This is a genomic window from Flavitalea plasmicola, assembly GCF_030546645.1.
Classification (GTDB): domain Bacteria; phylum Bacteroidota; class Bacteroidia; order Chitinophagales; family Chitinophagaceae; genus Puia.
In genome coordinates this window covers 174,795-196,760 of sequence record NZ_JAUOTO010000006.1, presented here as the reverse complement: position 1 = coordinate 196,760, position 21,966 = coordinate 174,795, and the positions used below count along the sequence as shown (strand labels likewise).

The 21,966-nt window shown below is 53.2% G+C and carries 16 protein-coding genes; 7 read left to right on the top strand and 9 right to left on the bottom strand.

The genetic code is table 11. The features are described 5' to 3' along the window. Window positions 1-225: 225 nt before the first annotated feature. Together Q4E93_RS22535 and Q4E93_RS22530 are read right to left on the bottom strand one after the other, a co-directional pair. Entirely contained in the window at window positions 226-2,601 is a 2,376-nt protein-coding gene (locus Q4E93_RS22535; protein ID WP_303589144.1) for an ATP-binding protein, read from the bottom strand. Between the two features lie 121 nt (window positions 2,602-2,722). After that, window positions 2,723-3,592, bottom strand: coding sequence for an OmpA family protein (locus Q4E93_RS22530; protein ID WP_303589142.1), 870 nt, complete (start codon window positions 3,590-3,592; stop codon window positions 2,723-2,725). A 233-nt stretch (window positions 3,593-3,825) separates the two neighbouring features. Here Q4E93_RS22530 and Q4E93_RS22525 point away from each other — a divergent pair, with 233 nt between their 5' ends. Then, window positions 3,826-5,643, top strand: a complete 1,818-nt coding sequence (locus Q4E93_RS22525; RefSeq protein ID WP_303589140.1) for a DUF885 domain-containing protein — start codon at window positions 3,826-3,828, stop codon at window positions 5,641-5,643. A gap of 6 nt (window positions 5,644-5,649) precedes the next feature. Here Q4E93_RS22525 and Q4E93_RS22520 read toward each other — a convergent pair whose 3' ends face one another. From Q4E93_RS22520 to Q4E93_RS22510, 3 genes are read right to left on the bottom strand one after another with little or no spacing between them, the layout of a single operon-like run. Next, the gene (locus Q4E93_RS22520; RefSeq protein WP_303589138.1) at window positions 5,650-6,747 is read right to left on the bottom strand and encodes a hypothetical protein; all 1,098 of its coding nucleotides are present in this window, start codon (window positions 6,745-6,747) and stop codon (window positions 5,650-5,652) included. Window positions 6,748-6,751: 4 nt separating this feature from the next. Continuing rightward, window positions 6,752-7,540: a hypothetical protein gene (locus Q4E93_RS22515; protein WP_303589137.1), complete on the bottom strand. Its 789-nt coding sequence runs from the start codon at window positions 7,538-7,540 to the stop codon at window positions 6,752-6,754. Continuing rightward, on the bottom strand, window positions 7,518-8,072 hold the full coding sequence (locus Q4E93_RS22510) for an RNA polymerase sigma factor (RefSeq protein WP_303589135.1): 555 nt from the start codon (window positions 8,070-8,072) through the stop codon (window positions 7,518-7,520). Before Q4E93_RS22510 ends, Q4E93_RS22515 begins: the two co-directional genes overlap by 23 nt. A 262-nt stretch (window positions 8,073-8,334) precedes the next feature. On the opposite strand from Q4E93_RS22510, the gene recA reads away from it, so the two are divergent. Next, window positions 8,335-9,336: a recombinase RecA gene (gene recA, locus Q4E93_RS22505; RefSeq protein ID WP_303589134.1), complete on the top strand. Its 1,002-nt coding sequence runs from the start codon at window positions 8,335-8,337 to the stop codon at window positions 9,334-9,336. A gap of 357 nt (window positions 9,337-9,693) precedes the next feature. Here the strand turns inward: recA and Q4E93_RS22500 are convergent, their stop codons facing one another. Continuing rightward, window positions 9,694-10,338 (bottom strand): T9SS type A sorting domain-containing protein, encoded by a 645-nt coding sequence (locus tag Q4E93_RS22500; protein ID WP_303589133.1) that lies wholly within the window; start codon window positions 10,336-10,338, stop codon window positions 9,694-9,696. 185 nt (window positions 10,339-10,523) lie between these two features. Here Q4E93_RS22500 and Q4E93_RS22495 point away from each other — a divergent pair, with 185 nt between their 5' ends. Genes Q4E93_RS22495 through uvrB form a run of 4 tightly spaced genes read left to right on the top strand, consistent with a single transcriptional unit; the run spans window position 10,524 to window position 17,774 of the window. Continuing rightward, entirely contained in the window at window positions 10,524-10,988 is a 465-nt protein-coding gene (locus Q4E93_RS22495; protein WP_303589132.1) for a methylglyoxal synthase, read from the top strand. 22 nt (window positions 10,989-11,010) lie between these two features. After that, the gene (locus Q4E93_RS22490) at window positions 11,011-13,245 is read left to right on the top strand and encodes a transferrin receptor-like dimerization domain-containing protein (protein WP_303589131.1); all 2,235 of its coding nucleotides are present in this window, start codon (window positions 11,011-11,013) and stop codon (window positions 13,243-13,245) included. A gap of 9 nt (window positions 13,246-13,254) precedes the next feature. Then, window positions 13,255-15,711 (top strand): AsmA family protein, encoded by a 2,457-nt coding sequence (locus tag Q4E93_RS22485; RefSeq protein ID WP_303589129.1) that lies wholly within the window; start codon window positions 13,255-13,257, stop codon window positions 15,709-15,711. A 23-nt stretch (window positions 15,712-15,734) separates the two neighbouring features. Continuing rightward, window positions 15,735-17,774, top strand: coding sequence for an excinuclease ABC subunit UvrB (uvrB, locus tag Q4E93_RS22480; protein WP_303589127.1), 2,040 nt, complete (start codon window positions 15,735-15,737; stop codon window positions 17,772-17,774). Between the two features lie 5 nt (window positions 17,775-17,779). Here the strand turns inward: uvrB and Q4E93_RS22475 are convergent, their stop codons facing one another. From Q4E93_RS22475 to Q4E93_RS22465, 3 genes are read right to left on the bottom strand one after another with little or no spacing between them, the layout of a single operon-like run. Then, a complete protein-coding gene (locus Q4E93_RS22475; RefSeq protein WP_303589126.1) occupies window positions 17,780-18,184 on the bottom strand; it encodes a type II toxin-antitoxin system VapC family toxin in 405 nt (134 codons plus the stop codon). Beyond that, on the bottom strand, window positions 18,181-18,411 hold the full coding sequence (locus Q4E93_RS22470; RefSeq protein WP_303589124.1) for a type II toxin-antitoxin system Phd/YefM family antitoxin: 231 nt from the start codon (window positions 18,409-18,411) through the stop codon (window positions 18,181-18,183). Before Q4E93_RS22470 ends, Q4E93_RS22475 begins: the two co-directional genes overlap by 4 nt. Next, a complete protein-coding gene (locus tag Q4E93_RS22465) occupies window positions 18,383-18,868 on the bottom strand; it encodes a BRO-N domain-containing protein (protein ID WP_303589122.1) in 486 nt (161 codons plus the stop codon). Before Q4E93_RS22465 ends, Q4E93_RS22470 begins: the two co-directional genes overlap by 29 nt. Before the next feature lie 165 nt (window positions 18,869-19,033). On the opposite strand from Q4E93_RS22465, the gene polA reads away from it, so the two are divergent. Next, entirely contained in the window at window positions 19,034-21,922 is a 2,889-nt protein-coding gene (gene polA, locus Q4E93_RS22460; protein ID WP_303589120.1) for a DNA polymerase I, read from the top strand. Window positions 21,923-21,966: the final 44 nt, after the last annotated feature.

Sequence of the window (21,966 nt, the reverse complement as noted above, 5' to 3'; positions counted from 1 at the left end):
CGCCAGCCCTAACCGTTCCGCCGCTGTACTTTCCATCTCCGATCAATTTCAATGCAACATTGAACCAGGACTATTGCCCGGCATCAACTTATATCCCCTACCGTAGGAAAGGTAAGGCGGACTTCACGGCAGGGCATGGCGACAGACCGCGGAGGGGGCTAATTTTTGCTGTAAGGTTTTGGCCTTTGATATTGTGGGGATGGTTAGGTGCGGGTGGTTTAGGTGCTATTGGTTGGCTGGACCGGCGTGCTGGAGGATGACGCGGTAGAGGTCGTCGGGGTTGAAGGGTTTGACCACGATGTCGGTGAGGCCGGCGGCATAGGCTTCGCTTTCTACTTCTTTGGGTGTGCTGGCCGTAAGTGCGATGATGGGCAGGGTCTCTCCTCTTTTCCGCAGCAGGACGGTGGCCTCGTAGCCGTCCATTTCGGGCATATGGAGGTCCATCAGGACGAGGCGGTGGCGGGCGGCATTCAATTTTTCCAGGGCTTCCAGTCCATTAGTGGCGACGTCCACTGTAGCGCCGCAGTTTTCCAGCATGGTCTGGGCGACCAGTACGTTGAGGGGATTGTCTTCTACCAGCAGGAGGGTGATGCCTTTCAGCAGCTGGTCGCGGAAGGCGAATGTAGTGAACTCCTCATGCTGGCCGATGGCTTCCTCGCTGAAATTAAGTGTTTGGGTATAATAGAATTCGGAGCCTTTTCCCGGCTCGCTTTTCAATTGCAGGGCCACGCCCTGCAACTCCAGGATCCTTTTGGTGATGGCAAGGCCGAGACCTGTGCCGCCGTAGCTGCGGGAGGTGGAGGAGTCCGCCTGGGTAAAGCGGTCGAAGATCATGCTTTGTTTTTCTTTTGCGATGCCGATGCCGGTGTCGACCACCTTGACTGTGACGGTGGCGGCGCTTTCTGTCAGCAGATCGGCATGAATGATCAGCTTTACCGAGCCTTCTTTCGTGAATTTGATCGCATTGTGCACAAGGTTGTTGATCACCTGGCTGGTGCGGGTGGGGTCGCCGATGAGCTTGCGGTCGAGGCGCTGGTCCACTTCCAGTAACAGGGAAACGCCTTTTTCTCCGGCGGCATTCTTCAGGCCGGCCACGATGTTGCGGGCAATGGCGGGCAGGTCCATGGGGATCTGCTCGAAGCCGATCTTCCCTTCCTCGATCTTATTGTAGTCGAGAATATTATTGACGATGGACAGCAGGTTGTTGGCAGAGAAAAGCAATACGCCCAGGTCTTCTTTCTGATCGGCGCGTGGTTCGTTCCGCAGCAGCAGGTGTGTCATGCCGATGACGGCATTCAGGGGGGTCCTGATCTCGTGGGACATGGTGGAAAGGAATTCCGACTTGGTGCGGAGGCCTTGCTGTGCCTGGATGGCGGCTGTTTTAAAAGTCTGGGCAAAGCGGTGGGACAAGGCGAGGGACTGCAAAAAGAAAAAGGCAATATAGGCGGTGAGGACGATGAGGCGGAGCGGCGGAATGAACCCAAAGAAATGAAGGTTCAGCAGCAGGAAGACGAGCAGCAGGATGGCTGTGCTCAACATGGCGTATAGGGAGCCGCTGCGTTTATGACGGGCCGCCTTCAGGTAAACGAACATGGCATAGGCGATGGAAAAGAACATCACCACCAGGAATGTGGTCATGAACCGTGTGAAGATAACAGTGGATGTCAGCAGGATGATGGCTGTATATGTATGACAGAACCAGATCATCGCCTTCGTGAAAATGGGGTGGACATCGTCGGGATAGAGGTGGCGGGTGTACAGGGTAAAAAGGGTCACGCTCAGTGAAAGGCTCAGGTATTCTATGCGAATGGTGACAAACCAGTTCAGATCGGAGAAAAGGGAGTGAAGGGTATAGGTATCGGTGCCCACCATCCGATAGCTATAGACGATGCAGAAGAGCGAAAAGTAGAGGGTGGTCTTGTCATGCCGGCCGAAAATGAACAGGCCCAGGAAGAAGAGACCTCCCATGAAGAGGCACCCCGCCAGGAGAAAGTCGTAGGCGGCGTCCTGGTATTTCTTTTGGATGAGATCGTCCTTATTGCCTAAGAGTATTTCCTTATACGGTCCGCCTTTCGCATGCCAGAAATTGGCGATCTGCATCACCACTACGATGGTATCCGGCTCTGCCAGGGGCAGGACGACGGTGCGGGTGGCCCAGAAAGGGGTGGATGTTTCTTTTGTGTCGCCGGGCCGTCCATTCTGGGACTGGACGGCGCCATTGACATATAATTTATAAGAACAGTACGTATCGGGCACTTCCAGGCCCAGACGGGGCCGGTTTCGGGGTAAAAGAATGGTGAGTGTGTAAGTGGCATAGCCTTGGGTGGGATAGTCCCGGCCGTGGAGGTGGAGGTCTTTCCAGAGCCGGGGATAGGGTGCAAAGTCCGGAGCGGCGGCCGTCAGGCTGTCCGGGGAGAGGAGGTGCATCCAGTAGAAGCCCCATTCTCCGTGAAGCTTTATGGGGTGATCCGACAGGTCCGTGTTACGCAGGTCCAGCAGGCCTTTACGGGCAACGGGGGCGGGCTCCCGGTCGGCAAAACAGGTGAGACAACAGGTTAGCGTTAGCAGGGTCCACCCTATTTTGCGGAGATATCCTCTCATAAAGCCGGCTACTAGTTGAGTTACAATACAAATAACGCACAATAGGCGGTTAAAATGATTGGCGGGAGGAAAAAAAGAAGCCGTCCGCCAGTGGGCGGACGGCTTAGCTAGTATATTACACTTATTTCTTTTCAAGCAATTTGAAGAACTGATCGAGCGCAGGCAGGATCACGATACGGGTGCGGCGGTTAGCTGCACGTCCTTCGTCCGTATCATTGGTAGAAACGGGAACATATTCGCCGCGGCCAGCTGCCGTGATATGTGCGGGATCCAGGCCATACTGACCTTGGAGGATCCTGACGACGGAAGTGGCACGTTTGACGGAGAGATCCCAGTTGTCCTTCAGCTGACCAGGATGATGGTAAGCCTTGTTATCCGTGTGGCCTTCCACCATGAATTCGATGTCGGGCTGAGCTTTCAGGACAGTAGCTACTTTACCGAGCACGCCCTTGGCGGCTTCGTTCACGTCATAGCTTCCGCTCTTGAAGAGGAGTTTATCGGAAATGTCGATGTAAACAACACCTTTGTCGACCTTAATATTGATGTCCTTGTCATCCATGTTGCCGATGGCGCCTTTCAGGTTCATCACCAGGGCCATGTTCAGGCTATCCTTGTGAGCCAGTTCGGCCTGAAGGTTCTGGATGTAGGAGTCTTTACTGCCAATGTTATCCAAAGATTTCTTGATGCTTTCTGCCTGGGAGTTGGAGATGACAGAAAGATCCTGCAGTTGCTTGAGGGTAGCGTCGTGGTTCTGCTTCAGGAAATCGATCTGCTTGTTGAGTGCGTCGATCTGGTTCTGAAGGGCTGTCTTTTGGCTGGCGTCTTGTGCGGTAAGGTCGTTGCAATTTTTCAGATCACCAGCAAGCTTTGCGTTGGCTGCAGTGAGAGAATCGATCTTCGCCTGGGCGGCTTTAAATTTTTTAGAGCTAACGCAGGATGTAAAAAGCAATGCTGAGAGAACACCGAAAAAAAGGGTCTGTTTAAGCTTCATAGTAATATCATTTATTTAAAGAATTAAACTATTCTTTCATCGCTGATGGTCAGACGATCAACCTGGCGATCAATAGAATAATGTCAAAGATAGTTCAACAAACGAAAAAAGCTAATTTCGTGTTGTATAAATTAAGGCTAATTTAATGCCAAAAAACAGTTAGAGAGACAATTGCATATAGAAAAACCTAATATCCGAAGGGTTTTGATAAATATTTTTAAACTACACGCGCAATGAGATACGCAATGAGACAATTATTATTGTTAGGCTGTCTTTTCGTCCAGCTGGTGTCCTGTAAGCTAATGCCAAAGGAGGCTTCAGTGAAAGAAAGCAACAAAGAAGACAATAAGGCATTCGGTCTGTTCCTCTCCAATTATTATGAAGGAAGGATGCGGCTTTCACCCCTGGAGGCCACGCTGAATGGCGACTCCCGATATAATGACCAGCTGCCCGCGGAATTTGCAGATGCGTATCGTGACTCCCTGAAAAATTTCTACATTCAGTTCACAGATGGACTTGCGAAGTTTGACAGGAGCTCCCTGGGCGAGAATGATGGTCTCAGCTACGACATCTTGCAGTGGGAGCTGAACACGCGCTTGGAAGCATTCAAATACCCCTATTATTATATTCCTTTCAACCAATTCTATGCATTGCCGTTGACGCTGGGGCAATTGGGCAGCGGTGACAGCTATCAGCCGTTTGCCACGGTGAAGGATCATGAGGACTGGCTGAATCGGGCCAGGGCTTTTGGCCCATGGGCGGATAGCGCCATCGTTTATTTCAGAAAAGGGATTACGGCAAACTTCGTACTACCGGGGTCGTTGGTGGTGAAGATGATCCCCGAGATGCGGGCCCTGGTGACGGACCAGCCGGAGAAGAGCCTTTTTTATACGCCTGCGACGCGCCTGGAAAAAGTTACCACGGATACGGCGGCTATCCGGCGGCTGAAGGATGACTATGTAGTGGTGATCCGGGAAAGTATTGTACCTGCCTATAAAAGACTGGCGGATTTCCTGGAGAAGGAATATCTGCCAAAGGCAAGAGCGACTTCGGGAATCAGTGCTTTGCCCGGTGGCGCCGATTATTATACTTACCTGGTGAAGGACCAGACGACCACGATGAAGCGCCCGGAAGAGATCTACCAGACTGGTCTGCGCGAAGTCGCCCGCATCCGGGGCCTGATGGACAGCGTGAAGACCGTTGTTGGATTTAAGGGAGACCTGGCGGCTTTTTTTGCCTATATGAGGACGGATAAGCGATTCATGCCTTATAAAACACCGCAGGAGGTGCTGGCGGCTTTTGAGAAGATCCACCAGACGATGCAGCCTTCTTTGGCGAAAATGTTCCATCATGTGCCCAGGACGGGTTTTGAGATCCGTCAGACGGAAGCATTCCGTGCTGCGAGCGCCAGTGCGGAATACAACCAGGGTTCGGCGGATGGCAAGCGGCCCGGCATTTTTTATGTGCCGATCCTGGATGCAACCAGATTCAATACTACCTCTGGCATGGAATCGCTGTTCCTGCATGAGGCCATACCGGGCCATCACTACCAGATATCGCTCCAACAGGAAGACACATTACTGCCGTCATTCAGGCGTTTTGGCGGGGGCAATGCCTACCAGGAGGGATGGGCGCTGTATTGCGAGTCTCTGGGTAAGGAGCTGGGGCTTTACACGGACCCTTATCAATATATGGGGGCGTTGGGTGATGAGATGCACCGGGCGATCAGGCTGGTGGTGGATGTCGCCATCCACATGAAGGGGATGTCGCGCGAGGAGGCGATTAAATACATGATGGATAATGAAGCGATATCCCTGGAAGGGGCAACGGCGGAGATTGAACGCTATATGGCGATACCGGGGCAGGCGCTGGGCTATAAGATCGGGGCGCTGAAGATCCGGGAACTGCGGGACAAATACACGACGATGCTGAAAGATAAGTTCCGGCTGGCGGATTTTCATGATGAGATCTTGAAGGATGGGACGATGCCCCTGGAGGTGTTGGAAAAAAAGATGGATGCATGGGCGAAGCAGGTGTCTGCAGGCAATTAGGTTGATTTAAAAGTCGATCTTGAGGTTGACGGCGGGCGTCACTTCTTTAAAAAGTTCATGGAAGTACATACCAGGCGTCAGGACAAGATTGTTGCGCAATAAGTTTATGTGGCCTATAAAAAGGTTGTAGCTATTCTTTTCAAAAAACTCCCCGTCCCGTCGTATCAGCCGGCCGATGGAAAGGGAAGGGACGAGATTAATGATATGCTTGTTCATAGGGTCTTTCCATTCCCTGCTGATGCTGATCGTGAGAAATTCATTCCTGTAGGTTTGCGCATGTCCCTGTGCATTGGTCGCGAAAAGGAAAACAGGCTGCCACAGGGCGGTGAAGCTGCGGCTCCCATATTCCCCATTGAAATGCAGGCCGATGCCCAGCCCGAAGGAAGGGGCAAAATAATTCTTGTAGTTTCCCACGTTGAGCTGGATTACGGAGCCCAGGTAGTCATTGACCATCGCCACATAGCCGGCGGGCTGCGGCGCTGAGATCGTGGGGTCCTTCTCTGCCCGATAGCCGTTCTTATCGCGCACCCAATAGCCTTTCATATTGCTTTGCAGCCAGTGGATCTTTCCATTCAATCCTCCTGTGATATAGTTGGGCAGCTCATGATAGTCGTTGAGATAGAGGCTCAACCTGTCCTGCCTGATCCCGTCATGGCGCCGGCCCTCGTCTGCGGGGTATTCGAGGACGATCTGGATCGTATCCTGTTCCAGGCGCAGGGCGGCGGGCTCCGCCTGATCCAGCAGGTAGCTTGCTGCGGTAGGATGGAAGGTCTGCAGGCGGACCTTTTTCTTGCCTGCGGCATCTGTCACATAGTCGATCTGGTGCCAGGAGAGCGGGTCGGTGAGGGAATCATTAAAGGGCGCCATATCGGCAATGAATACCAGTAACAGGGAGTCGATGTTGGTGAATTTGGCCAGGTCCCGTGCGTCTTCCAGCTCCAGACAAAGGCGGTTGCCTTTGCCCAGGTCGATCCAGAATCTTCTTTCGATGCGTTCCTCTGACCTGCCGAATGGCTTGCCGAAGGTGGCGCGTACTGAATGTTGGGCGCATACGGTTCCCAGGATGCTCAACAGGGTGAGCATCGTACAGATGGGTCTTTTCATGATGTTATGGGTTTTGCGTGTGTTTAAGTGGAATGATCGGATGGTCTATGGGGTCGTTGTTATAGGTTGTTGCGGGTCTGAAGGTTTCGGATTGGGTCAGCCGGACCTGGAGGCGTCCGGGTTTCAGCCGCTCGCCAGCCGTGGAAGGCGTGGGCATTGCGGGTTCCAGCTCGTTGATATGGACTACTCTGGGTTGTTTTTTATAGCTATGAGCCATGAGCTGTGAGCTACGAGCGGCGAGCGGTGAGCCGGGAGTTGTGAGCGGCGAGCTGGGAGCCGGGGGGGCGGCAGGCTGCAAGCTACAAGCTACAAGCTGCAAGCGGTGAGCTACGAGCTGGGAGCGGCGAGCTACGAGCGGTGAGCGATGAGCAGGAAAGGGCGCGGCCTGTAGGCTGGGGGCGGTGAGCCGTGAGCGATGAGCTTTGAGTGGCGAGCCATGAGCGGTAAGCGGCGAGTGGTGGGCCGGGGCCGGCGCGGGATAGGTGCGGGCGGGGTTGATGAGGGCCTTGGGCCGGATGGCTATTTTGGGGTCCCGGGAACCGGAAATCACTCTTCTTTCCTTTAAAATGAAGGCGGCGGGGATGAGCGCCAGCAGGAGGCAGGCGGCGGCGGCCCATAACCAGGGCTGGGTTCGGCGGCGGGGCGTTTCCCGGAGCCTGTCATATAATTTATCCCAGGCGGCCTCTTTATCGGCGAGCCCCGTTCCGGGCAGGGCGCCCGGCTCTTCGAGCCGGCGGCTCCACCAGGTGCCTTCGGCTGGCAAGGGGCGTTCATTGGGTTTTGCGTTGTCCATAGCTAATTCCTTTTTGTAATAACATTTTTTGTAAAAGCGCCCGGGCCTTGCTCAGCTGGGATTTGGATGTGCCTTCGGCGATGCCCAGCTCTCCAGCGATCTCTCTGTGGTCCAGCCCTTCCATTACATGCAGGTTGAATACGGTGCGATAGCCTACGGGTAGCTGTATGATCATGTGGAAGATCTCTTCGGCCGAGAGGCTGGCCAGGGCGTCGGCCTCCATCGGGAGGTCATCGGCGGCTGTTTCCGCCAGCATGGTGAAGACGTTCTTTTTGCGGAGGAACATCAGGCATTCCCGTACCATGATGGTCTTGATCCAGCTGTAAAGGGCGGCCTCTCCCTGGTAGGTAAATCCGCCCAGGTGCCGGAAGAACTTTACGAACCCGTCCAGCAGCCTTTCTTCGGCATCTTCCCGGCTTTTCAGGTAGCGGCAGCAGACGGCCATCATCGGATCGGCGTAGCGGTCGAAGAGGCATTTTTGTGCTGCGGCGTTCCCTTTTGCGGCGTCCTTTATGAGGGGGGCTATCTCCATGGTTAAGGTCTGTGGCTGAAAATACTTCTTTATTGGTGGTTAAATGCGGATCTGGCCGATCCGGTTGCCCGGCATCACGGAAAAATGTGATCATGCGATGTGGCTGCAGGATTTTTAAGCAGTTTACCGGGTATTAAGAGCGGGTTTCCGAAAGGGCAGCCAAAAATATTAGTGAGAAAATTGCTAAAATATTTGGTGTGCATAAAATAATTCCCCTACCTTTACTGAATCAATAATTTTGGGAGAACTAAAAAATACGATTATGTCAAATGCAGAAAAACTCAAGGCTTTAAAGCTGACAATAGATAAGATAGACAAGGATTTCGGGAAGGGAAGCGTCATGATGATGAATGAAAAAAGCCAGGAGCCGATGGAAGTTATCTCTACCGGTTCCATTGGGCTGGACATAGCGTTGGGCGTAGGCGGTCTCCCGAAAGGAAGGGTGGTGGAGATCTATGGTCCTGAATCGTCCGGTAAGACGACGATCGCGACGCATATTATTGCGGAGGCGCAGAAGAAAGGCGGTATGTGCGCCATTATCGATGCGGAGCATGCTTTTGATAGCGGCTATGCGCAGAAGCTGGGTGTGGATATCGACAATCTCCTGATCTCTCAGCCGGATTATGGGGAGCAGGCGCTGGAGATCGCGGATCGTTTGATCCTTTCCGGTGCGCTGGACGTAGTAGTGATCGACTCTGTGGCGGCCCTTGTGCCGAAAGGCGAGCTGGAAGGCGAAATGGGCGATAGCAAAATGGGTCTTCAGGCCCGTCTGATGTCGCAGGCCCTTCGTAAGCTGACGGCTACCATCAGCAAGACCAACACCATTTGTATCTTCATCAACCAGCTCCGTGAAAAGATCGGGGTCATGTTTGGCAATCCCGAAACGACCACCGGTGGTAATGCGCTGAAGTTCTATGCTTCCGTAAGACTGGATATCCGTCGGATGGCGCAGATCAAGGATGGTGAGGAAGCGGTGGGCAACCGGGTGAAAGTAAAAGTTGTAAAGAACAAGGTCGCCCCTCCTTTCCGTTCGGCTGAGTTCGATATTGTTTTTGGAGAAGGCATTTCAAAGATGGGAGAGATCGTCGACATGGGTGTGGAGCTTGGCATTGTGCAGAAAAGCGGCAGTTGGTTCAGCTATGGTACGGACAAGCTAGGACAGGGAAGGGATACGGTGAAACAGCTGTTGCATGATAATCCTGAACTGGCTACAGAGATTGAGAACAAGATCCGTGAGAAGGTGAAGGAGATGCAGAGTGCATAATTAATGTTAGTATAAAGATTTTAATTGGGTTAGTAAGTACCGGCCCCGATGTTTATCGGGGCTTTAGTTTTTTTATGTGTTATGAGTTTGGCTTTATTTAATGCGGCTTGGCGTCGGGGGGAAGATCTTTTAGGCGCTTAGTAGTACTGCCTGCGGCATGGGATTGGTTAGACTCTAATCTATTGCGCCCTTCGGGCGCTTTTTCAAGGCACTGGACGTGCCTTAAAAAACAAAGGGGTCTGAATAGAAATTCAACCCCGTTTTAAAATCCAATATCCTATGAAAAACCGAGATAAAGGTAGCGGATTCAAATCAAATCTGCAATACCATTTTCCGGTATTCTTTTTTAAGTTGTTTTTAGTTTTTTATCAGCTGATTGGAAACGACCCTGTTGCTTTCTTTGTCGGCAACCCGCAAAATGTAGACTCCCCGTTCCAGAGAAGAAGCGTTAATTACCTGTATACCAGGCTGTAACCGTTGGGTAAATCGAATGGAACCAGCGGCATCCATGACCTGAATATCCACGGAATGTTCCGTTCGGATGATGAATAACTTGTCCACTGGATTAGGGTAAAACTTGAAAGTTACATCCCCGGAAAGACTTAGCTGGACTGCTTTTGTGTAATACTGGGTTTCACTCTGACCGGTGTACCTGACCCGGTAATGGTCGGTGCCGTTGGGCGGCGCCATATCTGTCAGCTCATAGTGATTGTTGTTCCCTGTCTTTCTCAATGCACCGATGGTCTCGAAATGCTGTCCGTCTGTTGCGCGTTCGACAATAAAATAATCGCCGTCCGCTGCACTGTCGACTTCCCATTGCAGCCATACTTTATTAATATCACGGATGGTGGCGGTGAAATTTGTGAAGACCTTACCGTTACTCTCGACCGTTATCTTTTTGATGCTGCTGTCCGAAGGGTCCATAGGTGCAGCTGGCTGTTGCGACCTAACGGTGATGCAACAGCAAAAAGCAACAACGGTGAACCAAAAAATCTTCTTCATGCCTATGGGTTAGTAACTTCATCAAGGAGCATGCAACTAACAAATTCCATGCCGGGAATGTTTGCGTTCGATCGCGCAACGCAGCGGTCGTTGTAAAAAACGCTGGGTTTCGTTTAAAATTTCTCTATACTTGTTATAATCTTCTTAAAACGGGATTACTTTGCCAGAACTTAAACTAACGCGCAATGGAACCGAAACTCCGGAAAATGGCCAGTTTCAAACGAATCGCCCTGGTGGCACACGACAACAAAAAGGGGGAGCTGATCGAGTGGGCCGTGTATAACAAGACGGCATTATCCCGGCATCGCCTGTATGGGACGGGCACCACAGGAACCTTACTGGAGAAGGCTTTGGGCCAGTCTGTCAGCAAATTCCTCAGTGGTCCGTTAGGGGGTGATCAGCAGATCGGGGCCAGCATTGCCGAAGGCAAGATCGACGTGCTGATCTTCTTCTGGGATCCTATGGAGGCCCAGCCGCATGATCCGGATATCAAGGCCTTGCTTCGTCTTGGCGTGGTGTGGAATATACCCATTGCCAGTGACCGTGCTACGGCCGATTTTCTGCTGACCTCTCCGCTGATGGTCGAGGATTACGAAATTATTCTACCGGACTATAGTCAATATCTTAAAAGACAAGTGAACCGGCCTTAAACAATATCGCAAACCAATTAACATGAGAAAATACGTTTTGACTGCCGGCACTCTGCTGCTGGCATCCCTGACATGGTCGCAGACCAAGCCGCTCGCGGGTTTTAGTGAATCAGCCGCAAAAGAGGAATTCGCAAAGGAAGAGCAGTTCGACGGCTACCTGAAGGCCTCCAATGTGGACAGCTTTATGAAGGTCATGTCCGCTCACCCGCATCATGTGGGGTCGCCGGCGGGCAAGGCTGTCGCCGACTTCATCTACGGCAAATTCAAGGGCTGGGGCTATGACGTCCAGGTGGAGACTTTCTATGTCTTGTTCCCTACGCCTAAGGAACGGCTGCTGGAAATGACAGGACCCACCTCCTACAAGGCCGTGCTGGCTGAATTGGCCCTGAAGGAGGATGCGACCTCGGGGCAGTCCCGTGAGCAGCTGCCCACCTACAACTGCTGGTCGCCGGACGGGGACGTTACGGGCCAGCTGGTGTTTGTCAACTATGGCATTCCGGAGGATTATGACCTCCTCGAAAGGCTGGGCATTTCTGTGAAAGGGAAGATCGTCATCGCCAAGTACGGTCATTCCTGGCGGGGTATCAAGCCGAAAGTGGCGCAGGAACATGGCGCGATCGGCTGCCTGATCTATTCCGACCCGAAGGATGATGGCTATTATGAAGGTGACGTATATCCCAAAGGGGCTTTTAAGAACGAATATGGGGTACAGCGGGGGTCTGTCATGGACATGCCCGTTTATCCCGGCGATCCGCTGACGCCCGGCATCGGCGCCACTAAAGATGCCAAACGGCTGGACCGGAAGGATGTCGCTACGATCCTGAAGATCCCGGTGCTGCCTATCAGCTACCATGACGCGGCCCCGCTGCTGAAAGCATTGGAGGGGCCGGTGGCGCCGGAATCCTGGAGAGGCGCCCTTCCCTTCACCTACCATGTGGGGCCCGGCAAGGCTACCGTCCATCTCAAGCTGGCCTTCAACTGGGATATCAAGCCTATCAACAATGTCATCGCCCGGCTTCCGGGTTCGCAATGGCCGGACGAGTGGGTGATCCGGGGCAATCACCATGACGGCTGGGTAAATGGCGCCGGCGACCCGCTCAGCGGGATGTCTGCCATGCTGGAGGAAGCGCGCGGCGTCAGCGAACTGGTGAAAACAGGCTGGAAACCCAAACGTACGATGATCTATTGCGCCTGGGACGGGGAAGAGCCGGGATTGCTGGGTTCCACCGAATGGGTGGAGTACCATGCGGACGAGCTACGCCAGAAGGCGGTGGTCTATATCAACACGGATGGCAGCGGCAGGGGTTTCTTCGGGGCGGAAGGCTCGCATGCGCTGGAACCATTCATGAATGAGGTCGCCAGGGACGTTACGGACCCTGAAACCGGGATCAGCATCGGCGATCGTATGCACTCGCGGGAACTGGTGAACGCGGCAGGCGGCAACCGCCTTAAGAAAGACCTCTTTTCCAAGAAGACCTTTTCCATCGGCGCCCTGGGTTCCGGCTCGGACTTCTCCCCTTTCCTCCAGCATACGGGCATTCCCAGCTTTAACCTGGCTTTCGGCGGGGAAGATCCGGGCGGGGAATACCATTCCATCTATGACTCTTACGATGATTACCGGCGATTTAAGGACCCGGGCTTTCAATATGGGGTAGCCCTTGCCAAAGCCGCGGGCCGCACCAGCCTTCGCATGGCGGATGCTTCCCTCCTCCCCTTCGACTTCCGTAGCCTGTATAAGACGGTGAGTGGCTATGCGACGGAGCTGTCGGGCTTGCTGGACCAGATGCGGGAAAGCACGGCCTTGTCCAATCAACTGATCAGGGAACATCATTATTCCTATGCGGGGGACCCGACTGTCACCCTGCTGCCTCCCCCTGTAAAGGAAGAAGTACCCTACCTGGATTTCTCGCCCCTGCAAAATGCACTGCGAAACCTGGAGAAGGCTACGGATCAACTGGCGGACACATTGGGGAAACGGAATCTTACGAATCTGGCGGCAAATGTGTCAGATGCTGTAAATCAGGCACTTTATAAGGCGGAACAACAATTGCTTTCCGATAAAGGACTCCCCCGCCGTGACTGGTACCGGCATGCGATCTATGCGCCCGGATTTTACACCGGCTATGGCGTAAAGACCCTGCCGGGGATACGGGAGGCGATCGAGCAACGGAACTGGAAAGAGGCGCAGGAGCAAATTGGGGTTGCGGCATCCGTGCTGCAGCATTTCACGGATTACCTGAATGGGATCCGGTTTTGAACATGAAATTTGGCTAAAATATTACGATACTTTTTATGGATAGCAGGCAGCTTAGGCTGCCTGCTTGTTCTTGCGTGGTTGGGGCTGGCCCTTTATGTCACCGTGCGCAAGCAAACGATCATTGAAAGCGCCCGTACTGAACTGAGGAACCGGATGGGAGGAGACGCTTCCATTGGTGATATGGAAATATCTTTTTTTCATCATTTTCCCAATATTACCCTGCACCTCTCCAAGGTCACGCTGCGTGACAGTCTCTGGCAGCAGCATCATCACGACCTGCTGAATGCGGAGGACATCTACCTTCATGTCGCCATTGTCCGAAGCCTTTTCTCCGGGGCGGCCCGCCTGGGCACGGTGTATATCGAACGGGGGACCATTTACATCTTTACCGATTCCACGGGCTATAGCAATACTTCGGCGCTGCAGGGCCGCCGGCAGGAAGGCGGGAAGGATGCCGATGTGCGGCCGCCCGACTTTTCCCTGCTGGAAACAAGGCTGGTCATGGAAAAACAGGATCGCCACAAATTATTCGATCTTGCATTTCACCGATTGGAATGCGCTATCGCCCAAAAAGGCCGGGCCTGGTCGCTGAATACCCATGTCGATGCGCGGGTGAAAAGCTTTGCCTTCAACACGGAAAAAGGGAGTTTCCTGAAGGATAAGACCCTGGCCGGCCATTTTACCCTGCAGTTCAACACAGCGAGCAAAATCATTCAGTTCAACAAGATCAAGGTCCAGATAGACGGCCATCCCTTTTTGCTGACGGGCCGGTTTTTCCCGGACGTTAAGCCTGATCCTTTCCTCCTGCATATTCAAACATCGAATATCCCCTACCGGAAAGCCACTGCCCTGCTGACGCCGATCATTCAGCAAAAGCTGGACCTGTACGAAGTGGACAAGCCTGTCTCTGTCGAGGCTGACCTGGATGCCGGATCGGCGGATGATCCTACGCCATTGATGAAGATCCACATGAGCGTACAGCATGCCGGCGTATTGACGCCGGCTGGAAGATTCAATGATGTCACTGTCTTGGCCAGCTTCACCAATGAATGGGTCCATCACGAAAAAAGGCGGGACGAGAATTCCGCAGTGCAGCTGACCGCTTTCACGGGTACTTTCCTGGATATTCCCCTGCATTGCGACACGGCTACCGTCACGGACCTGAAACATCCCATGATGGATTGCGATCTGCATACTGCATTTGCGCTGACCAGGCTGAATGACCTGGCGGGCAGCCGTACGATCGAATTCCGGAAAGGCAGCTGCCGGATGAATGTTCATTATACCGGTCCGCTGAAAGAGAATGACAGCGCGCGTGTATCGCTGTTTGGTGAAATCGATGTCGACTCTGCCGCCGTGACCTATCTACCCTATAACTTTCAGCTGACGGAAGGCGTTGGAAAGATCCGGCTGAGGGACCAGGACCTGCTGTTCGACCGGCTGCAGGCCCGCACCGGCAGCAGCAAGATCGGGTTGAAAGGGATCGTCCGGAATATCGCCCCGATGGTGGATCAGCGCCCCACCAATGTATCCATGGATTTTACGCTGAGCTCTCCGAAGCTGGACCTGGAAGACCTGACCGCCGTATTGGGGAAGCCGGTGGTGGAAAGCCCTTCCCGCAAAACTTCCGGGCATCCGTTGGGAGAGCCGGCTTCCAGGTTGGATCAATTGCTGCGGGATGGAGTGATCCGTCTGCAGATCGAGGCTGCAGAGCTGCGGTACCAGCATTTCACCGGGGCGAGGGCCAGGGCGGAGCTTTTGTTCCAGGATAACGAAGTACAATTAAAGAGCATGCAGCTGGCGCAGGAAGACGGTTCGCTCTCCCTTAGCGGGACGTTCAGGCGACGTCCGGGAGGCGGAGGCAATCCCCTGTTCTTCCGCAGTCATATCGAGCAGGTGGATGTGCACCGGCTATTCGCCGAATTTTCGGATTTCGGGCAGGAGGCTATTACCAATAAGAACCTGAAAGGGAGTTTGACGGCGGATGTGGAAATGTCGGGCTTGCTGACTGACAAGGCAAGGTTGATAAAAAACAGTATGAAGGGGACGGTCAGCTTCAGCCTGAAAGGCGGCGAGCTGATCGATTTCGAGCCCATGCAGAAGATCCATGAGACCGTGTTGAAAAAAAGAGACTTTTCGCAGGTGCGTTTTGCCGAGCTAAAGAACCAGTTGGAGCTTGATACGTCGACGCTTACGATCCACCGGATGGAGATCCAGTCCACGGCTTTTTCGCTGTTTGTGGAAGGAACCTACGATCTGAAAGGGGGGCCTGATCTGAGTTTGCAGGTGCCGGTGAGTAATCTAAAGAAAGACCGCGATCCCGATGTACCGCCGGACAGTAAGGGCAATGACGGCAAGGCGGGTCTCAGCCTGCGGCTACGGGTGCGGAGAGGGGATGACGGGAAGATAAAGATCAACTGGGATCCGTTTAAAAAAGCGCTGAAGGGTCACCTGAAGAAGAAATAGTCCATATTTGGTAACTTGCGGATATGGCTTTTAAAATTCATTCCGAATATTCGCCGGCCGGCGATCAGCCGGAGGCCATCCGCCAACTGACGGATGGTATCCTCTCGGGCGAACAATATCAAACCTTGCTGGGTGTCACAGGCTCCGGCAAGACCTATACCATTGCGAACATGATCCAGAACGTGCAGCGTCCGACGCTGGTGCTTACCCATAATAAGACGCTGGTGGCGCAACTGTATGGGGAGTTCAAGCAATTCTTCCCTGAGAATGCGGTGGGTTATTTTGTCTCTTACTACGACTATTATCAACCGGAGGCTTACATGCCCGTGAGCAATACCTATATCGAAAAAGATCTGTCGATCAACGAGGAGCTGGAGAAGCTGCGGCTGCAGGCCACGACGCAATTGCTCAGTGGCCGGCGGGATATCATCGTCGTCGCTTCGGTGAGCTGCATCTATGGTATCGGCAATCCCGCGGAGTTCGAGAATGGGATCGTGCGCATTCAGAAAGGCCAGATGGTGAGCCGGCAGGGTTTTCTGCACGCGTTGGTGAACAGCCTGTACAAACGCACGGAGATCGAGTTTAACCGGGGGCATTTCCGGGTCAAGGGGGATACGGTGGATATCAACCTTCCCTATGTGGATTATGGCTACCGCATCAGCTTTTTTGGCGATGAGATCGATGAGATCGAAAGCTTCGACGTGAAGACGGGCAAGCGGATCGGGTCGATGCAGGATGCGGCCATTTTCCCGGCGAATCTTTACCTGGCGCCCAAGGACATCCTGCACCAGGTGATCTATGAGATCCAGGACGAGTTGACGGCGCAGGTCGATTATTTCAAGAGCGTCGGCAAGTATATCGAGGCGCAGCGGCTGGCGGAGCGGGTGAACTATGACGTGGAGATGATCCGGGAGCTGGGCTATTGCAATGGCGTGGAGAACTATTCCCGTTTCTTCGACCGCAGGTATCCGGGTACCCGGCCTTTCTGCCTGCTGGATTATTTTCCGAAGGATTTTATTACGGTGCTGGATGAAAGCCATCAGACGGTGCCCCAGATCAGCGGCATGTATGGTGGTGACCGCAGCCGGAAGCTGGTGCTGGTGGACTATGGTTTCCGCCTGCCCAGCGCATTGGATAACCGTCCCCTGAACTTCCATGAATTCGAGTCCCTGACGGGGCAGACTGTCTTCGTCTCGGCTACGCCGGGTGACTATGAGCTGGAAAAGACGGGAGGGATTGTCGTAGAGCAGGTGGTGCGGCCCACAGGGCTGCTGGACCCTCCTATCGAAGTGCGGCCCAGCGCCAACCAGATCGACGACCTGCTGGACGAGATCGACAAGCGGGTGAAGAAAGGGGACCGTGTATTGGTGACTACGCTCACCAAAAGGATGGCGGAAGAAATGGATAAATACCTGCATCGCATCGATATCAAGTCAAAATATATTCATAGCGAGGTGGATACGCTGGAGCGGGTGGAGATCCTGCGGCAGCTGCGGCTGGGGGATATCGACGTCCTGGTGGGTGTGAACCTGCTGAGAGAAGGGTTGGATCTTCCGGAGGTGTCGCTGGTAGCGATCCTGGATGCAGACAAGGAGGGCTTCCTGCGTAATGAGAAGTCGCTTACACAGACGGCGGGCCGTGCTGCGCGGAATGTCGATGGGCTGGTGATCTTTTATGCGGACACGATCACGGAGAGCATGCAGCGGACGATGGATGAGACGGCGCGGCGGCGTGAAAAGCAGATCGCGTATAATGCCGAGCACGGGATCACTCCCCGGACGGTGACGAAGTCGAAGGAGCAGGTGTTTGCGCAGACGTCGGTGCTGGATATCAAGGGTTATGACCAGGCGAATCCTTATGCCATTGCGCCGGATGAGGACCTGGTGACCATGGTGGCGGAAGAGCAGGAAGTGTATCAGACGATCCCGCAGCTGGAGAAGGCGATCGCTAAGGTTAAGAAAGAGATGGAGAAGGCGGCGAGGGACCTGGATTTTATGGAGGCGGCGAGGTTGAGGGATAATATGTTTACGATGCAGAAGCAGTTGAAGGAGATGAAGGGGTAGGATTATTATGCAATAGCAAGTATTTTTAGCCCTTCAGAGACATATTTTTTTGCCTGGCGGTCGGCAGTGATGAAGATATAATCATTCCGTATCGCCTGCCATATCAACATGCGATCGAAAGGGTCTTTATGGTAAGCAGCCTTTAATTTGTGATAGGTACAGCTATCCTGATGCGACAAATGTTTTATTTCAAAACCAATGTGGGCACAGGCTCCGGGCAATTCCTCCGGAGTAAAGCCGGAGATCTCCAGTTTACCCAAAGCGCTTTTCAGCGATACTTCCCAAAAACTGATCGTGCTGACGATGATCCGAAAATCCGGGTTGGTAAGGACGTACTTCATTTTCCGGGAGATCTTCTCCGAGTCCGCAACGGCCCAAAGCACGTAGTGTGTATCTAGCAGATAAGTCATATTCCCAAAAATTCTTCTTCGGTCATTTTGAAATCAGCGTTGAATTGCACTTTTCCTTTGAGGATGCCCAGTTTTCTTTTGGCTTTTGGGGGAGAAGCTTTAGGAACCAACCTCGCAACAATTTCTTTATTCTTCCCGTAGGAAATAGCGATCTCTTCCCCGGCTTGTACCCGTTTGAGGGCTTCGGAGAAATCCCTTTTAAACTCGCCAACAGTCATGATGGTCATATGGAAGGTTTTGGGGTAAAGGTAAGGAGTTTTCTTGACAAGTTGACAAGGAAAGAGTGGCAAGTTTCAGGGAATCTTCCATAGCCCTGTCGATGGATTTTTCGGGGTCCTGGGTTTCTTCTATGCGTTCGTAGCCAACTTTTGCCAGCCATTGTTTGAAGGGTTCGGCCTTGGGGGAGGGGATGGATTGAATGAGGCGGAGCAGCTGTTGGGTGTCGGCGACGTCGGTCAGGTAAAATTTGCCATCCGCCGATTGCATTTTGAGTTGACTACAGTTTGTAGTCAAGTGACTTCCTTCCTGCTTTAGCCTGGTTTTCAATACACTCCAGTATTTTCGGGGATTAGGGCTTTCCGTGAGCACCCCGATGATGTCCACGACCGAAAAGTACCATTTCTCCTGTTCAGCATCCCAATGGCTGCGGATCTTTTGTGATTCGAATAGTTTTATATTACTCATAAGATAAATTTTAATTGTCTGTAAAGGTAGGAAATACCGAAAGCAAAAAACTAAGAATTTTAGCGCGGCGGGTGGTTGTGCATATCAGAAATCCCGGCCATCCCGGGATTCACCGAGGCCATTGAGAAGACATTATGCGTGGAGGTAATTTAAGTAACTTGCAGCATGGACAAAAGACTCTTTTTACTGGACGCCATGGCGCTGATCTTCCGCGCTTATTACGCATTGATCAACAGCCCGCGGATCACGACCAAAGGCAGGAATACGAATGCACAGTTCGGCTTTACCAATGCGTTGATCGAACTGATCAACAACCAGCATCCTTCTCATATGGCGGTGTGTTTCGACACCCATGCGCCCACGGAGCGTCATACGGATTTTGCGGATTATAAGGCCAACCGGCAGGAAGCGCCGGAGGACCTGCTCAGCGCGGTGCCTGATATCAAGGCGATCGTAAAGGGATTCAACATTCCCTGTATGGAGCTGGATGGGTTCGAGGCGGATGACGTAATTGGCACGCTCAGCAAACAGGCGGCGGCAGCCGGTTATGAGGTGTATATGGTGACGCCGGATAAGGATTATGGGCAGCTGGTGTCGGACAAGATCAAGATCTACAAGCCGGGTTACCAGGGGGGAAGCGTGGAGATCATGGGACCCGCAGAAGTGTGCGCCAAATGGAATATCAAAGAGGTTTCGCAGGTGATCGATATACTGGGGCTGATGGGTGATGCGGTGGACAATATTCCCGGGATCAAGGGGGTGGGTGAAAAGACGGCCGCCAAGCTGCTGGCTGAATATGGCACCCTGGAAAATGTGATCGCCAGCGCGGATACCATTAAGGGGGCTTTGGGAGAGAAAGTCCGGGCGGGCAAGGAGCTGGCGGTGATGAGCAAGAAGCTGGCCACCATCATCACGACAGTGCCCGTGGAGTTCCATGAAGAGGATTTCAGGCTGAAGGAATGGAATAAGGACGTGCTAAATGAGATCTTCACCGGGCTGGAGTTTAAGTCGATCGGAAAAAGGATCTTGGGAGATAGTTTTACGGCCGCTGTTGCGCCGGAAGGGGTGCAGCGGGACCTGTTCGGGAATGTGGTGAATATGCCGGCCGGGACGAAGAAGGGACCATCCGTGGAGAAGCTGGAAGAGGCGAGCACACGGCTGGAAGCTGCGGTTGAAAAAGGCGAAGAGGGCGCTGTGGAAGAAGGTGAGGCCTCCTCCGGCGTGATTGCGGGGAAGAATATCCGGAATGCGCCCCATACCTATACGGCTGTGGTGGGTGAAGCGGCTATCGCGGAGCTGGTGAAAAAACTGCTGGTGCAAAAAGAAGTTTGTTTCGATACGGAGACCACGGGCATTGACGCGAATGATGTGGAGCTGGTGGGCATGAGCTTTTCCTGGCAGGCCGGGGAAGCTTATTATGTTCCTGTACCTGCGGACCAGGAGGCAACCAAAAAAATATTAGGCGCATTCAGTCATGTATTCGACCAAGCCTCTATCACCTGGATCGGTCAGAACCTGAAATATGACTTGTTGGTCCTGAAATGGTATGGGGTCGAGCTGAAAGGGAACATTTTCGATACCATGCTGGCGCATTATGTCATCGAGCCGGAAGGCAAGCGGGGCATGGATATTTTGAGCGCCCAGTACCTGGGTTATGAGCCTGTCCATATCGAGGAGCTGATCGGCAAAAAAGGGAAAGGACAGGGGACGATGCGGGATGTGGAGCTGGAGAAGATCAAGGATTATGCGGCGGAGGACGCTGATATCACCCTGCAGCTGCAGCAATGTTTTCTTCCCCTGCTAAAGAAAAAAGAAGTGGAAAAGGTGTTTTACGAGGTGGAGAATCCACTGGTAAAAGTGCTGACGTCGATGGAGTATGAGGGTATCAGGGTGGATATGGACTTTCTCCGGGAATATTCGAAGGAGCTGGATCGGGAGGCGAAGGAAGCGGAGGAGAAAGTATATGCCCAGGCGGGAGGCTTGCGATTCAATCTTGCATCGCCCAAACAGCTGGGGGAGGTGTTGTTCGAGAAAATGCAGCTGGACCCCAAGGCGAAAAAGACGAAGACGGGTCAATATGCGACCGGGGAGGATGTGCTGCTGAAGCTGGCGGCGCGTCACCAGATCGTGGATGACATCCTCGCCTTCCGGGAGCTGACGAAGCTGAAGTCCACCTATGTGGATGCCCTTCCCCTGATGGTCAATCGCAGGACAGGCCGTGTACATACGAGCTATGCACAGGCGGTGGCGGTGACCGGAAGGCTTAGCAGCAACAACCCCAACCTGCAGAATATTCCTATCCGCACGGAGCGGGGAAGGGAGATCCGGAAGGCATTTGTTCCGAGAAGCGAGGAGTTCGTGCTTTTGTCCGCGGATTATTCACAGATAGAGCTGCGGATCGTAGCGGCTATCAGCGCGGACCCAAATCTCTGTGCCGCCTTCCGGGAAGGGAAGGATATCCATACGGCCACGGCGGCCAAGGTATTCGGCGTTGAGGAGAAAGATGTCACCAAGGAAATGCGCTATAAGGCCAAAAGCGTCAATTTCGGCATTATCTATGGGCAGGGCGCCTTTGGGTTAGCGGATAACCTGGGCATCAGCCGGAGCGAAGCCAAAGAGATCATCGACAACTATAAAAAGCAGTTTGCGGGCATCCAGCACTATATGGACAGCACGATGAATTTTGCCCGGGAGAATGGGTATGTGGAGACGCTGATGGGGCGGAAACGTTGGCTGCGGGATATCAACTCGGCTAATTTTACGGTGCGGGGCTTTGCCGAAAGGAACGCCATCAACTCGCCGATCCAGGGGACGGCCGCGGATATGATCAAGCTGGCCATGATCCGGGTGGACGAAGCTTTTCGGGTCAATAAGTTCAGATCCAGGATGTTGCTGCAGGTGCATGACGAATTGGTTTTCGACGCACACAAGGAGGAGGTGGATAAAATTAAACCCATCATTATGCGTTGTATGGAGACGGCGTTGCCTTTACCGAATGATGTGCCCGTGCTGGCGGAAGTGGGGTCCGGGGTCAATTGGCTGGAGGCGCATTGAGGCGGCGGGGCTTCGGCAGCAGGCATCGTGAAAACGATGGACAT

What these genes read in the sequence shown, in the direction of transcription:
- Q4E93_RS22525 (WP_303589140.1), top strand. Translation starts at nt 3,826, where the DNA reads ATGAGATACGCAATGAGACAATTATTATTGTTAGGCTGTCTTTTCGTC.
- Q4E93_RS22520 (WP_303589138.1), bottom strand. Translation starts at nt 6,747, where the DNA reads ATGAAAAGACCCATCTGTACGATGCTCACCCTGTTGAGCATCCTGGGA.
- uvrB (WP_303589127.1), top strand. Translation starts at nt 15,735, where the DNA reads ATGGCTTTTAAAATTCATTCCGAATATTCGCCGGCCGGCGATCAGCCG.
- Q4E93_RS22535 (WP_303589144.1), bottom strand. Translation starts at nt 2,601, where the DNA reads ATGAGAGGATATCTCCGCAAAATAGGGTGGACCCTGCTAACGCTAACC.
- Q4E93_RS22490 (WP_303589131.1), top strand. Translation starts at nt 11,011, where the DNA reads ATGAGAAAATACGTTTTGACTGCCGGCACTCTGCTGCTGGCATCCCTG.
- Q4E93_RS22515 (WP_303589137.1), bottom strand. Translation starts at nt 7,540, where the DNA reads ATGGACAACGCAAAACCCAATGAACGCCCCTTGCCAGCCGAAGGCACC.
- Q4E93_RS22470 (WP_303589124.1), bottom strand. Translation starts at nt 18,411, where the DNA reads ATGACCATCATGACTGTTGGCGAGTTTAAAAGGGATTTCTCCGAAGCC.
- Q4E93_RS22465 (WP_303589122.1), bottom strand. Translation starts at nt 18,868, where the DNA reads ATGAGTAATATAAAACTATTCGAATCACAAAAGATCCGCAGCCATTGG.
- Q4E93_RS22495 (WP_303589132.1), top strand. Translation starts at nt 10,524, where the DNA reads ATGGAACCGAAACTCCGGAAAATGGCCAGTTTCAAACGAATCGCCCTG.
- Q4E93_RS22475 (WP_303589126.1), bottom strand. Translation starts at nt 18,184, where the DNA reads ATGACTTATCTGCTAGATACACACTACGTGCTTTGGGCCGTTGCGGAC.
- polA (WP_303589120.1), top strand. Translation starts at nt 19,034, where the DNA reads ATGGACAAAAGACTCTTTTTACTGGACGCCATGGCGCTGATCTTCCGC.
- recA (WP_303589134.1), top strand. Translation starts at nt 8,335, where the DNA reads ATGTCAAATGCAGAAAAACTCAAGGCTTTAAAGCTGACAATAGATAAG.
- Q4E93_RS22500 (WP_303589133.1), bottom strand. Translation starts at nt 10,338, where the DNA reads ATGAAGAAGATTTTTTGGTTCACCGTTGTTGCTTTTTGCTGTTGCATC.
- Q4E93_RS22530 (WP_303589142.1), bottom strand. Translation starts at nt 3,592, where the DNA reads ATGAAGCTTAAACAGACCCTTTTTTTCGGTGTTCTCTCAGCATTGCTT.
- Q4E93_RS22510 (WP_303589135.1), bottom strand. Translation starts at nt 8,072, where the DNA reads ATGGAGATAGCCCCCCTCATAAAGGACGCCGCAAAAGGGAACGCCGCA.